9 protein-coding genes are annotated in these 14,624 nt (G+C 38.8%); 6 read left to right on the top strand and 3 right to left on the bottom strand.

The genetic code is table 11. The features are described from left to right. Nucleotides 1-50: 50 nt before the first annotated feature. Nucleotides 51-1,031: a methionyl-tRNA formyltransferase gene (fmt, locus tag QP420_RS02035; RefSeq protein WP_481616410.1), complete on the top strand. Its 981-nt coding sequence runs from the start codon at nucleotides 51-53 to the stop codon at nucleotides 1,029-1,031. Nucleotides 1,032-1,048: 17 nt separating this feature from the next. On the opposite strand, the gene serB is transcribed toward fmt, so the two are convergent. Next, nucleotides 1,049-1,732, bottom strand: coding sequence for a phosphoserine phosphatase SerB (gene serB, locus QP420_RS02030; protein WP_481616409.1), 684 nt, complete (start codon nucleotides 1,730-1,732; stop codon nucleotides 1,049-1,051). Between the two features lie 270 nt (nucleotides 1,733-2,002). Here serB and QP420_RS02025 point away from each other — a divergent pair, with 270 nt between their 5' ends. The 3 genes from QP420_RS02025 (at nucleotide 2,003) to QP420_RS02015 (ending at nucleotide 5,158) form a co-directional block, all read left to right on the top strand. Continuing rightward, nucleotides 2,003-2,845 (top strand): inositol monophosphatase family protein, encoded by an 843-nt coding sequence (locus QP420_RS02025; RefSeq protein ID WP_481616408.1) that lies wholly within the window; start codon nucleotides 2,003-2,005, stop codon nucleotides 2,843-2,845. Between the two features lie 180 nt (nucleotides 2,846-3,025). Beyond that, entirely contained in the window at nucleotides 3,026-3,796 is a 771-nt protein-coding gene (gene ppgK, locus QP420_RS02020; protein ID WP_415695929.1) for a polyphosphate--glucose phosphotransferase, read from the top strand. Between the two features lie 135 nt (nucleotides 3,797-3,931). Continuing rightward, the gene (locus QP420_RS02015; protein WP_481616407.1) at nucleotides 3,932-5,158 is read left to right on the top strand and encodes a pyridoxal phosphate-dependent aminotransferase; all 1,227 of its coding nucleotides are present in this window, start codon (nucleotides 3,932-3,934) and stop codon (nucleotides 5,156-5,158) included. A 55-nt stretch (nucleotides 5,159-5,213) separates the two neighbouring features. Here the strand turns inward: QP420_RS02015 and QP420_RS02010 are convergent, their stop codons facing one another. Together QP420_RS02010 and QP420_RS02005 are read right to left on the bottom strand one after the other, a co-directional pair. Next, nucleotides 5,214-7,442 carry a beta-carotene 15,15'-monooxygenase gene (locus QP420_RS02010; protein WP_481616406.1) on the bottom strand — a complete coding sequence of 743 codons (2,229 nt, stop codon included), beginning with the start codon at nucleotides 7,440-7,442 and terminating at the stop codon, nucleotides 5,214-5,216. Nucleotides 7,443-7,456: 14 nt separating this feature from the next. Then, nucleotides 7,457-9,058, bottom strand: a complete 1,602-nt coding sequence (locus QP420_RS02005; protein WP_481616405.1) for an ABC-F family ATP-binding cassette domain-containing protein — start codon at nucleotides 9,056-9,058, stop codon at nucleotides 7,457-7,459. A gap of 258 nt (nucleotides 9,059-9,316) precedes the next feature. On the opposite strand from QP420_RS02005, the gene uvrA reads away from it, so the two are divergent. Both uvrA and uvrC read left to right on the top strand, forming a co-directional pair. Next, the gene (gene uvrA / locus QP420_RS02000) at nucleotides 9,317-12,235 is read left to right on the top strand and encodes an excinuclease ABC subunit UvrA (RefSeq protein ID WP_464404970.1); all 2,919 of its coding nucleotides are present in this window, start codon (nucleotides 9,317-9,319) and stop codon (nucleotides 12,233-12,235) included. An 84-nt stretch (nucleotides 12,236-12,319) separates the two neighbouring features. Beyond that, nucleotides 12,320-14,602 (top strand): excinuclease ABC subunit UvrC, encoded by a 2,283-nt coding sequence (gene uvrC, locus QP420_RS01995; RefSeq protein WP_481616404.1) that lies wholly within the window; start codon nucleotides 12,320-12,322, stop codon nucleotides 14,600-14,602. Nucleotides 14,603-14,624: the final 22 nt, after the last annotated feature.

The raw sequence follows: 14,624 nt of genomic DNA, 5'->3' as shown, positions 1-14,624 counted from the left end.
GTTGCTAGATTTTAGGATTTTAGGATTTTAGGATTTTAAGGGGTTAGCTTATGGTATTGCCTATTTTATTTGCTGGAACTCCAGATGTTGCTGTTGCTCCGTTGCGCGCTTTGGCTCAAGACAAAGAGCATTTTGATGTTCGAGCTGTTTTAACTCGTCCGGACGCTCCAACTGGTAGAGGCAGAAAGCTTGTTCCTAGTGCTGTTAAAAAAGCTGCGATTGAGCTTGGTATTCCTGTTTTAGAGGTTAATCCTAGTAACGAGCAAGAATGCATTAGTGCTTTAAAAGCTACTGGCGCAAGGGTTGCGGCCGTTGTTGCTTATGGAAAGATTCTTCGCCAATCTGTTTTAGATGCTCTTGATCTTGGATGGTACAATTTGCATTTTTCGATTCTCCCGCAGTGGCGAGGGGCTGCTCCTGTTCAGCGCGCAATATGGGCTGGAGATGACATTACTGGTGCTACGGTTTTTAAGATTACGCGCGGAATGGATGAAGGTCCTATTCTTGCACAAATGACTACCGAGATTGGCGAGCGCGAAACCGCTGGCGATTTGCTAACTAGATTAAGCAATGATGGTGCAAATCTTCTTTGTTCTGCTCTTATTGGAATGGAATCTGGCCAAATCGTTCCTGTTGAGCAAGATCCTACACCTTGCCAAATCGCGCAAAAAATCACCGTTGAAGATGCTCATATTCGTTTTGATATTCCAGCATTTGCAATCGATAGGCAGATTCGTGCTTGCACGCCAAATCCTGGAGCTTGGTGCAATCTTCATGTTGATTCTGGCGATTTAAAAACAAGCAGTTTGCACGTTCTTTCTTGCGCATTAGCAAAAGATGAAGATATTGAATTGCATAGTCTAAATGAGCTTAAACCTGGGCAGATTCTTGCAAAAAAGCACAATGTTTGGGTTGGATGTTTAAGCGGAGCTATTGAGCTTTTAGAAGTTAAAGCGCAAGGTAAAAAAGCTATGAAGGCGGCGGACTGGGCAAGAGGAGCGCATTTAAATAGCGAATCCTACTTAAACTAAATGTTAGTGACTAAATGCTAGTTTAGTAAATCTAAAACTAGGCTTAGGTCTCGCGTATCTATACTAGCTTTAGCTTGACTCTTTAATAACTGTTTTGCGCAAAATGCAACACCTAGCCTTGCCGTTTTAATCATGTCAATGTCGTTAGCGCCGTCTCCGATTGCAACGCTTTGGCTAATGTCAATATTGTTTTTGTGCGCCCAACTAATCAATGCTTTTGCTTTATATTGACGATTTACTATTGGATCAATAACTTTTCCGCTTAGTTTAGAATCCACGATTTCCAGATTGTTTGCAACCCAAAAGTCTATGTTTAATTTTGGCAAAAAATCGTCTAAAACTTGCTTAAATCCGCCACTAACAGCTCCTACTTTCCACCCAAAAGAATGTAGTGTATCTATAAGTTTTTTAGCTCCATTTGTTGTGTGAATATTTTGCGCAACTTGTTTAACGCAAGAATAGTCAAGACCTTTAAGCATAGAAACTCTTAGCTTTAGGGAAGTGTTAAAGTCCATTTTTCCTTGCATTGCTCTAGACGTTATGTATGCTAAATCAGAGCCGACGCCAGCAATATCTCCTAATAAATCTATAACCTCTTCTTCTATAAGAGTTGCGTCTACATCTAAAACAAGAATCCCTGGTTTTTTTAGCAAAGGAGCGTTAATTACGTTTTGTTTTTTTAAGTCTGGTACTTTAGTCATGTTATAGTCTTCTAAGAGAGATGTTAGGTTTATTAATTAATTTTAAGGCTGGTTTAAGAATTTAGAAATTTGTTTTGCTATGCGTTTTTGCATGTGAATCTTTTCTATAAAACTTATATTAAATATTAAATGTGAAAGTTTATTGATTTTATTGGAATATTTCGTGTAGAAGTTTGGTTTAATTTGATTAGTTGAGTAAAATAGTTGCAGATTTTATGAATATATTAAAGAACGTAAATACTGTGGAAAAAGCAAAGAGGTGAGAAAAGTATGGCAGGTATGAATTTACGCGATGTTGCTCTTGAAGTCGCTAGAATTTTGGAAGATGTTGGCAAGCACGCGTATCAAGACCAATTAAATCCTAGAGATATGGCAAGCATGATGGTTTTGGGGGATCCTAATCAGGCTGATTCAGGTTTTGGAGATAAACTTGTGCGATTCATTGAAAATCGTCTTACTTACATAAACCCCTTCCAAGGATTCTGGCGTAATCGTCCAGATGAATGTAATGTGGGAGATCGTTTTTGGTGTGTTGGCAGTATTGACGGCGCTCTTAACTTTAATCGAGATATGGCAGAGTGGACTCTAACTGTTTCGCTTTTTGAGTTTAACGATCAAGGCTCTGCAAGGCCAATTCTTGGAGTTGTTCATGCTCCTGCTCTTGGTCTTACCTATTTGGCTGCTAAGGGTCAGGGTGCTATTCGAATTCGCAAAACTCTTAATGGAGAAAAGCGTGAGAAAATCACACCTTCTACAACATCAACTTTGCACGGTTCGGTTGTTTGCTACGGAATGTCTTATATTCCAGGCGAGTCTAAAAGAGCTTTGGATGTTGTTTCTTCGCTTGAAGAAGAATGTCCAGCAGATATTAAGCGCATTGGACCAGCTTCTCTTGACTTATGCAAGGTTGCGGATGGCACTTATGACGCCTATTTTGAGCCGCATCTTCATAGCTGGGATATTCCAGGCGTTTCTGCTGGTGCTGTTGTTGTTAAAGAGGCTCAAGGTCATGTTCGACAATGGAATGGTGACTCAATCCACTGGAGACGCGAAAACGACGTTATTGCCTCAAACGGTTTAATAAATAAAGAACTTCAAAACTATTTGCGATAGATTAGAGTTAAAAATTTTAGCAATTGTTTGCATGATTTTTAATATTAAAGCTTTAATTTTGAGAAAAACATTTATGCAATCGTTATCATTAAATAGTTAATATATAAGCGTGTCGCTTTAACAATATTGTAGAATGAACGTGATATCCCATTGTCCGACATTCAGAGGGGAGTGTTAACGATGATTGACACTGCACAAGCATTTGGCGTAGATATTGGTGGTTCTGGCATTAAAGCTGCACCAGTAAATTTGGAAAAAGGCGAATTTGCAGAACCTCGTTACAAGATTCTCACTCCAGCAGTTTCCACACCTCGAGCTGTTGCAGATATTGTTCGTCAGCAGCTCGAGCATTTTGAAGTGCCTGCAGATGTTCCTGTTGGCATTGCTTTCCCAGCTCCTATTAAACCTGGCAAGAAGCTTGAGTTTATGGCAAATCTTGATCAGTCTTGGATTGGTGTGGATGTTACAGAAGTATTCAGCGAAGCTTGCGGTCGCCCTGTTACCGTTGTTAACGATGCTGATGCTGCTGGTCTTGCGGAACAGCATTTTGGAGCCGCAAAAGATAAAGATGGTTTAGTTATTGCTACCACTCTTGGTACTGGAATTGGCACCGCGTTAATTTACAATGGCGTTCTTATTCCAAACACAGAACTTGGTCATATTCAGCTAGAAAAAGGCAAGGGAGACGCAGAAAAGTATGCTGCTTCTTCTGTGCGTGAAAAGTTGGATATGGGCTATAAAAAGTGGGCTAAGCGCTTAACTAAGTATTATGGCTTAATGGAAAAGTACTTTAACCCAGACTTGTTTGTTGTTGGCGGTGGCGTTAGCCGCGTTAGCGAGAAGTTCTTGCCGCATATCGACATTAAGACTCCTATTGTTGTTGCATCTTTGCATAACGAAGCTGGCATTATTGGTGCAGCATATTATGCAATGCAGCAAAAGAATAACTAAGATTTTATTCTGATTTGCGCTGGATGCTTTATTTGTATCCAGCGCTTTTCTATACTTGTTGCGAATTTTGTGCATATTGGTATGACTATTTGTTTATTGCTTTAGTTGGTTTATGCAATGCGCTAGTGTAGTCAAGTGCGATTTTCTTCTAGAGTTGATGTAAGTGAGCCAAATCCGATTATTCTGGCTCAGCGTGCCGCCGCATCTAAAGGCATTAAACTAACAAAACTTAACGATTCAAATCCAACGGTTCATGGGCTTGCTCCAAAATGTTTAAGCTCCAAATATACTGCGGATCCTAGAGGGCCAATCGAAGTTAGACGCATTCTTGCAAACTTTATAAATACTAGAGATAATCGAGTAAGTCAAAATATTGAAAGCCAGAATATAGCAAGCCAAAAATGCAATTCGGCTAATGCTCTTAATCCAAATAATCTATACGTATTATCGTCCACTTCTCAAGCATATGCATGGCTTATGATGCTAATGTGCGATTGTGGTGATTCTGTTTTAGCGCCTACTCCTGGGTATCCTCTTATTGAATCTATTGCAAGGCTTCAGGGCGTAAAATCAATACCTTATCCGCTTGTTTACGACGGTTCTTGGACTATAGATGTTGCAAAGGTTAAAGAACTTTTAGAGAATGCAGATAATCGCATTCGTGCTCTTGTTTTAATAAATCCAAATAATCCCACAGGCTCTTACATTAAGCCAGAAGAAAGAGTGCAATTGTTGAGTTTATGCAATAAAAACAACGTTGCGATTATTGCGGATGAGGTTTTCTACGACTACTCTTTAGAGCCTTTTAATGGAAATTCAAGGCTTGCTGGTGATTGCTCCACGCTTATTTTTGCTTTAGATGGATTCTCCAAAATGCTTGCAGCTCCACATGCAAAAGTTGGTTGGATTGAGGTTTCTGGACCAATCGAAGATGTGCAAGAAGCAATGAAACGACTTGACGTTATTGCAGATGATTTTCTTCCGATTGGTGCAACTGTTTCGGAAAGAATTCCAGAATTATTGCAATGCGCTAAAGAGCAAACTGCGATTGTTCAAAATAGAGTTAGGTCTAATCTTAAAACGCTTAGAAAAATGTTGGAAAACTATCCAAATTGTTGCGTTAGCGCATTGCGCGCAGAAGGCGGGTGGAATATTTTATTGCGCGTTCCGTCTTGCCTAGATGATGACTTGTTAGCTTTGCGCTTAATTAAAGACTATAAGCTTGTTTCGCAGCCTGGTTACTACTTTGATATGCCAAATAATGGCTATTTAGCGCTGTCTTTGCTTCCTAAAGAAGATCAGTTTAAAAATGGTGTTACTTTATTGCTTAACACTGTTCATAAGATGTTGGGTGAGATTTAACAATCTAACAATCTAACAATTAACAGTTAACAGTATCAAGAGTCTTAAAGCTAAATTAGATTAGCGTAAACCAGCATCTAACGTAATGCCACAGCCCCGGGTTGAATCGCAAAACTGAGTCTTCTCTTCCAGGAACGAACCATCCTAAGAATGCTATTGCAATAGAGAACAGTAGTAGAGCAAAGATTATAAATCGCAGTAAGTAACATATTGTTTTGGTTTTCCAAGAATCACAATTTGATATTATAGAGCATTTTTCTATCAAAACATTAAGTCCAACTATTGCACTTAGCGAAAATGCCCAACCAAAGTCAGCAATATAACGCCATCCAATCCCTGCTTTTAAGCTGTTAAAAACAACAACAATCATTCCAAGAATAAAAGCAAATATTGTGAATCTTGCGGCAAATTTGTTCATTTTTTTAATCATTAATAAAGAACAAACTACACCAACAAATGCCAATGGAGAAAGAGTAAACATTCCTCCAATCATTGGCTCTGCGTATTGCCATTTGTCAAAAGCAATAGGCGTAATCGAAATCCAAGGGAAAACGTGTGTAAAACGTAGTGGAAGAGCTAAATAGCTTAAAATCGAAGGAATAATGTTTTGCAAAGGAAGACGCATAGTGGTCATGTCTGTAATCGTAATTTGATATTCATTACCAAAGTTAAAAGGAGACCCAAATCTTAGAGCGTTATACAATCCAATTGGTATTGCAACGATTACAAACGGAATAATCACACTTAAAACCAGTTTTATTATGTGCTTTAAGTCTTCTAATGGAATTTTTTTGCTAATGATTAAATACTTAAAATAAAAGTAAATGTAGTCATAAAAAAGTGGTATTGCAAATAAAAATGCGATTATAAATGTTGGTCTGCATCCAAGATTTAGCGATATAAACAAGGACCCTAAAGCAATATGCTTGGCAGATATTTTATGAATGGAATTGCAAGATTTATTGGATTCTTGCTCTGAATTTTCATCTTGCGCAATGCCATCTTTAACAGCGCCGAGATAAAACCATAATCCTAAAGACGTAAAGAACAGAGAAGCCGCCATTGGAACACTATAGAATGATGTTCTAAACCACAGGTAAACGGTGTTAGATGTAATAAAGAACAACGCTAAGCAAATCGATGCAAACGCAACAGATGCGCGTTTGTTTATTCGCTCAATAAGTCTAATCACTAAAAGAGAGCCAGAAATCAAAAATCCAACTAAACATATAAGAGTGGCAATTGTTGTTGGAAGCATTGCTCCGCCGTCAACCCATAAATTCGATATAAGCCTATATGGAATAAAGAATAAAACAGCTGGAATTACGCCAAAATATGAGTACCAATGACCGTTGTAGTACGCGTGATCCCAATAAATATTGCGTACATAATTAGAAAGAAGCTTGTTTCTTGCAATTGGGTCATACGGATTAGGTAGATTTTGCAGTTGCTTAGGCACTGGCAAGTCAAGATATGTTTTGCCCTTAAGAAGAGCGTCTGCAGTACGCGCATATTGATCAAAATCGTACGTGTAGTTTCCTGCAACATCAAAATGCATTGGAATAGCGTTAAAAACGTTCCAGATAATTGCAAAAACAGCAATTGCAATAAATGGAGTCCAAGATAAAACGAGTAAAAGCCTTTGACTTGTACTCTTTGAATTAAGCCTGATTTTCCACAGCTTAGACCAAGGATTCCATAATGCAATCAAAATCGAAACGATTATAAGAAGAAGAACTCGCCCCCAATTCCAGCTAAAAGGCGCTCTAACATTTGCTTTTGCGTCTTCAACATCTACAACATCTCCCTTGGGGTGCTGTATCCATAATCTAAGCGTGCTTTTAACACCAATTGCTTGATCTGGAACAGGAAGCATAGCAAAACTAATGGCTCTTGGGTTTGTATTTGAAGGCTTTCCAGCGATTTTATTAACATCAATGCGAACATGCACATCTGATTTAATAGGGTGTTTGCTAATTTTTTTTGGCTTAATTAGTGAAGGCTGGAGTTGAATGTATGGGGAAGACCCGTCGGAGTTAACTTCTAAGTAAGACTCTGAAGGATCCGTGATTAATAGGCCTCCAGAAGGAAGTCTTTTAATGCCAGGGCCCGTAATGTTATGAGCGAACATGCTATCTGTACTACCTGTAACACTATTCCAAAAAGGCATGTTACCAATAGTGCATTCAAACAATGTGATTAACAGCAAAATTGCTAAAGGTGCGCGAAGAACGCAAAAAATGCGTTGCAACGCGCTATTGGCAAAATTAGCTGTTTTTCTCATAGCAAACTAAAATCCTATTCTTCCGCAACCAAGTCAAGGTAGTCGTCGCTCCACAAGTCTTCGTCACCGTCTGGCATAAGAAGAACTCGTTCTGGGTTTAAAGCAAGAACTGCTCCTTCGTCGTGAGTAACCAGCACTATTGCACCTTCGTACTTAGAAATGGCCTTAAGAATTTCTTCGCGAGATGCTGGATCCAAGTTGTTAGTAGGCTCGTCGAGTAAAAGAACATTTGCTTTAGATGTAACAAGAGTTGCCAATGCTAGACGAGTTTTTTCGCCGCCAGAAAGAACTTTAGCAGGCTTCATTGCGTCGTCTCCAGAAAACAGAAAGCTTCCAAGCATTGATCTTGCTTGAGTGTCGTTTAATTCTGGCGCAACGTGTTGAAGATTTTCCAACACAGTTGCGTCTAAATCTAGGGTATCGTGTTCCTGAGCAAAATAGCCTATTTTGCAACCATGACCGTATTCAACAACTCCAGTGTCTGCGCTTTCTTCGCCAGCAAGAATACGCAAAGTTGTGGTTTTTCCAGCGCCGTTGTACCCAAGAATAACAACTCTCGAACCTTTATCTATTGCTAAATTTATTCCAGCAAATACAATGTTTGACCCATATGCTTTTGAAATATCTTTAGCCATAATAGGTGTTCTGCCGCAAGGAGCAGGTTCTGGGAAGCGAATGTCTGCAACCTTTTCGCGGCTTTGAGCTTCGCTCGTTTCGCTCAAGAGGCGTTCGGCTCTACGCATCATGTTTTGAGCTGCTACCGCCTTAGTTGCTTTTGCGTGAAGTCGAATTCCTTGCTTCATAAGGCGTTCGGCCTTTTTCTCGGCAACTTCGCGCTCTCTTCGCCTACGTTCTTCGTCTACAACGCGCTGATGTAAGTATGCTTTCCAGCCCATTGAATACATGTCTATTTGAGCAAGCTGAGCATCTAAGTGCCACACTTTATTAACAACTTCGTCTAGTAGCTCTGTTGAGTGTGATATAACAAGGAATCCGCCTTCAAAGCGTTTTAAGTAATTGCGCAACCAGATTATAGAATCAGCGTCTAAGTGGTTTGTAGGCTCATCCAAAATAAGAGTATCTGCATTTGAAAAAAGTATTCTTGCAAGCTCGATTCGCCTGCGTTGGCCGCCAGAAAGTGTTCCTAATGCCTGCCTCATAACTTCTTGGGGAAGTCCCAGGCTGTTTGCCATTGATATTGCTTCAGACTGAACAGCGTATCCACCAGCTTTTTCAAAGTCTTCAATGGCTTTGTCGTAGCGATTCATGGCTTTTGTCATAATGTCTGAATTAGGATCTGTCATCTCTTTTTCTGCTTTTCGTATTCTAGATACGATTGACGAGATATCGCGAGCGCTCATAATTCTATCTAATGCAGTTTGCTCTGGGTCTGCTGCATGAGTGTCTTGTGGAAGGTATCCTAAAAAGCCGCTGACTTTTACACTTCCACCAGCTGGCAGTGTTTCTCCAGTGATTACGCGCGTAAGCGTGGTTTTTCCAGCGCCATTCCTTCCAACTAAGCCAATTTTGTCGCCTTTTGTAACATGAAAATCTGTTGGGTTTAATAGCGTGCGCGCACCAATTTGTATAGTAAGTCCTTGTGCGTCAATGGCCATTTTTTACCCACCCCTTAAGTTCTTTTCTTTTAAAATCGTAATTAAAGTATTAATTAAAATATGTTAACCAAACTCCCGATTATACCGTTAGGCTTGCATAGGACTAGCAACACGCAGCAAGTTACATATTTCGAACATGTGTTCTATAATAAATACTATTATAAGACAAGTAAGTAATCAAGATAAGTTTGTTAAAATTTTGATTCATAAAGTTGTTATTAAGGATAAAGTCATTATTGAGCATAATAGGGAGGCAGAATGCAAAAGCAATTGGATTCTTTGCGGGCTACAAATAATAATGGCAATTTAATATACGACTTATCTAACATTCCTTCCGACTTAAAAATAACTGTTCAAGGAGCAAGAGAGCATAATCTAAAGAACGTTAATATACAGCTTCCTAGAAATCGCATGATTGTTTTTACCGGGCTATCTGGTTCGGGTAAATCCTCTCTTGCATTCGACACTCTTTTTGCAGAAGGTCAAAGACGCTACGTTGAATCTTTAAGTTCTTATGCACGCCAATTCCTTGGAAGAATGGATAAGCCAGACGTAGATTTTATTGAAGGATTAAGCCCAGCAGTTTCGATTGACCAAAAAACCACTAATAGAAATCCTCGTTCTACTGTTGGCACAATTACAGAGGTTTATGATTACTTAAGACTTCTTTTTGCTCGAGTTGGAGTCCCTCATTGCCCACAATGCGGAATGCTTGTTAGTGCACAAACACCGCAGCAGATTACAGATTCTCTGCTTTCTTTGCCAGAACGAACAAGACTACAAATTCTAGCTCCCATTATTAGCGGAAGAAAAGGCGAGTTTAAAGACACTATTACTCTTCTTAGGTCAGATGGCTATTCTAGAGCGCTTATAGATGGCCAAATGCGCGAACTTTCCGAAGATATTGTTTTAGAAAAACAAAAGAAACATACTATAGAAGTTATTGTAGATAGATTAGTTATAAAAGATGGTATACGTACTCGTATTACAGATTCTATAGAAACTGCATTAAAACTTTCTAAAGGCATTGTTATAGCTGATTTTGTAGATAGAGATAAAGATGCAAAAGATAGGCGTCAAAGTTTTTCAGCGCACAGGGCTTGTCCTAATAACCATCAGCTTAATCTAACAGAAATAGAGCCTAGAACATTTTCGTTTAATGCACCTTATGGCGCATGCCCAAGTTGTTCTGGAATTGGGTACAATCTAGAAATTGACCCAGCTCTTGTTGTTCCAAATACAGAAAAATCACTTAACGAAGGTGCTATCGAACCTTGGGCATTAAATAAAGCGGCTGGAGAATATTACAGGCATGTTCTAAAAGGCTTAAGCGTAGAACTTGGATTTAGTATGGATACGCCTTGGGAAAATCTTCCAAAAGATGTTCAAGATTCAATACTCTACGGGCACGATTTTGAAGTAAAAGTTTCTTATAAAAACCGTTGGGGTAGGCAGCGCGAATATTCAACTGGATTCGAAGGCGTCGTACGCACACTTATGCGAAAGCATAACGAAACAGACTCAGATCAAATGCGCCAATACTACGAGTCGTATATGCGCGAAGTGCCTTGCCAAACTTGCAAGGGTAAACGATTGCGCCCAGAAGTATTAGCTGTTACAGTTTCACAATGCTCAATCGCAGATGTATGCGATATGCCGATTGAAAAAAGTCTTGAATGGATTAATGCTTTAAAGCTAGAAGGTTCAAGCAAAATAATTGCAAAAGAAATCGTAAAAGAAATCAAGTCAAGACTAGAATTTTTAAATGATGTTGGATTAAGCTACTTAACTCTTTCTAGAGCAGCAAAAACACTTTCTGGCGGCGAAGCGCAAAGAATTAGACTTGCAACGCAAATTGGATCAGGGTTAGTTGGAGTTATGTATGTTCTTGACGAACCATCTATTGGCTTGCATCAAAGAGACAACGAAAAGCTTATAGCAACATTGCATAATCTTAGAGACCTTGGAAATACTCTTATTGTTGTTGAACACGATGAAGAAACAATACGCAAATCCGATTGGCTTGTAGACATTGGCCCCGAGGCTGGAGAAAACGGCGGAGAAGTTGTGTATTGCGGCCCCGCAAAAAATATAACAGAGGCAAGGCGTTCGATTACTGGAGACTATATTGCAAAAAGACGTACAATAGATGTTCCTAAAAAGCGTCGTAAAATCAACAAAAAACATGTTCTAACTATTGTTGGAGCAAAAGAACATAATCTAAAAAACATAAATGTAGAAATACCGCTAGGAGTTTTTACATGCATAACAGGAGTATCTGGCTCTGGAAAATCAAGCCTCATCAACTCAATACTTTACCCCGTATTAGCCGATAAGCTAAACGGCGCTCGCATTGTTCCAGGTTTACATAAGCGCGTAGACGGTTTGGAAAATTGCGATAAGGTTGTTCATGTTGATCAAAATCCTATTGGAAGAACACCAAGGTCAAATCCTGCAACCTACACTGGAGTTTGGGATAAAATTCGTACTCTTTTTGCGCAAACTCCAGAGGCAAAAGTTAGGGGATATGGTCCTGGACGATTTTCCTTTAACGTAAAAGGAGGCAGATGTGAAGCATGTAGCGGAGATGGAACGCTTAAAATCGAGATGAATTTTTTGCCAGATGTTTACGTTCAGTGCGAAGAATGCCACGGAAAAAGGTATAATCGAGACACGCTAGAAGTAACTTATAATGGCAAAACTGTTTCAGACGTATTAGATATGCCAATTTCCGAAGCAGCAGTATTCTTTAAAGCATATCCGTCTATTTCTAGATATTTGGACACCTTGGTTAAAGTTGGATTGGGTTATATTAGGCTTGGCCAAAGTGCACCAACATTATCTGGCGGAGAGTCGCAAAGAGTAAAGCTTGCTACGGAACTACAAAAACGTTCTACTGGAAAAACCGTTTATATTCTAGATGAACCTACTACAGGCTTGCATTTTGAAGATGTTCGTAAGCTTTTAAGTGTTCTTCAATCTTTGGTAGATAAAGGCAACAGCGTAATAGTTATCGAGCATAATCTTGATGTTATAAAGTGCGCGGATTGGATAATAGATTTAGGTCCAGAAGGAGGAAGCAAAGGCGGCGAAATCGTAGCAACCGGAGTTCCAGAAGACGTTGCAAATCAGCCAGAAAGCTGGACTGGAAGATTCCTAAAGCCAATGCTTAAATAGTAATAAAACGAGCAGTATCAAGCAAGAATTTTATGAAAAATTATCAAAAGATTTATGAAAATATCTATGAAAGGAGGTGAGATAATGAATATTTTAAATTCTAAAGACTCAAATATTGGAAAATCTAAAGAAAATAGAGATAATGAAGAAGTCAAAGAAGTCGAAGAAACCAGTAGGGGTGAATGGAAAAAAACTAGATTAAGTAAATCTAGCAAAAATAATTTTGGAGCTCCGCTTTTAGGAGATAGTCGTGATTTATTTAGACCAAAAACTTCCGATATTCCAAATCAGCCTGGAGTATACAAGTGGAGAGACGAACGCGGAAAAGTAATATACGTTGGAAAAGCTAAGAGCTTAAGAGATAGGCTAGTAAACTATTTTCAGCCTTTAAACCAGTTACATCCTAGAACTCAGTCAATGGTGTTAACTGCTAGAAGTTTAGAATGGACTGTTGTAAACACAGAGCTTGAGGCTTTAACACTTGAATATACGTGGATTAAAGAGTTTAATCCACGCTTTAATGTTGTTTTTAAAGACGATAAAACATACCCATACATTGCCGTGTCAGTAAATGACGATTTTCCAAGGGTGTGGATTACTAGAAATCGAAATTCAAAGTCAACGCGCTATTTTGGTCCATATGCAAAGGTGTGGCAGCTAAAACATAGTTTAGATTCCTTGCTTAAAACTTTTCCAGTTAGAACGTGCAGACAATCTGTTTTCAATAAAGCACATAAAACAGGAAGGCCTTGCTTACTTGCCTCTATAGGAAAATGCTCAGCACCTTGCGTGCAAAAAATAGATAGTAAAACACACAGAGATAACGTTGAGCAATTAGTTGGTATTTTAACTGGCGCCATCGGGGATTCTTATATTAACGATTTAACAAAGCAAATGAAGGATTTAAGCAATAATCTAGATTTTGAAGGTGCTGCAAAAATACGCGATAAAATCAACATTTTTAGAACTGTTATTCAACAAAATTCCGTTGTTTTTAACGATCAAGTAGAAGCAGATGTTTTTGGTTTTAGTGCGGATTCCCTAGAAGCATGTGTTCATGCATTTTTTGTTAGAGAAGGTTTACTTCGCGGAGAAAAAAACTGGCAAGTCGAAAGAAGCGAAGACATTAGTGATGCGGATATAATCGCAAATCTACTTGTTAAGGTTTATTGCGAATACAATCCTGCGGAGTCAAAAATAAGCTTTAGCAAATCCGAAGATGTTGAAAAATCTAATAGTTTGCAAATACAGCAATCAAGAAACGCTTTGCAAATAGATTATTCGAGTTATTCTAGCGGCTCAAATATAGACTCCTCATACCGAGCTAGAGAAACAAAAGAGCGCAAAAAGCGTCAAGAAACAACTGGAAGGGGAGATTTGCTTGACCCCATTTGCCCAATACCTAGGGAGATTATTGTTCCTATTGAACTAGAAAGAGTTCAGAAAGAAAATCTTGAAAACTGGCTTAGCGATTTAAGAGGCTCAAAAGTAACTATTAGAGTTGCAGAACGTGGTGATAAGCGTTCACTTATGGATAAGGCCAACTTGAATGCAGCGCAATCTTTAAAGCAGATGAAAATAAGTAGGATTTCTACTTTAGAATCTAGAACTAATGCTATGAATCAGGTTGCTGCAGCACTTTCAATGAGCGAGTCTCCTTTGCGAATTGAGTGTTACGATATCTCAAATTCTGCCGACGGAAAATATCAAGTGGCATCAATGGTTGTTTTTGAAGATGGTGTTGCAAATCCTAGTGAATATAGAAGATTCTCTATAAAAGGTAAAGATGGACTTGGCGAGCTCGACGATTTAAGTGCCTTGTATGAAACAATTTCTAGACGTTTTAAGCATAAGGATGACTCTATTAATTCTGGTGAAAATAATTCTGATGAAAACAATAAAAAAGCTGGTGTTAAAAAATTTGCTTATAAGCCAAATCTTGTTATTGTTGATGGCGGCATTGAGCAGGCAAAAGCAGCTAAAAAAGCAATGATTGATAGCAATGTTAAAGGCATAACAGTATGCGGATTGTCTAAAAAATTGGAAGAAGTTTGGCTTCCAGATAATCAATATCCGATTATTCTAAAAAGAAGCTCCGAAGGCTTATATTTGCTGCAAAGAGCTAGGGATGAATCTCATCGTTTTGCTATTACATACCATAGGCAAAAACGCGCAAAAGCAATGCTGCACTCGTCTATTGACTCAATTCCTGGAGTTGGTGAATCTTATAAAAAACGCTTAATATCAAAGTTTGGCAGCGTTAAGAATATAAATGAGGCTAGTGTAGAGGATTTGCAAAAAGTTCCAGGAATTGGCTTGTTAAAAGCTAAGACCATCTATAAGTTTTTGCACTCGCAATCAAGCTAAACAATTTTATGGCATGTTGATT

The sequence above is a fragment of the Bifidobacterium sp. UMB1197 genome (assembly GCF_030217745.1).
Lineage (GTDB): Bacteria > Actinomycetota > Actinomycetes > Actinomycetales > Bifidobacteriaceae > Bifidobacterium > Bifidobacterium vaginale_B.
This window is presented reverse-complemented; position numbering and strand designations above follow the sequence as displayed.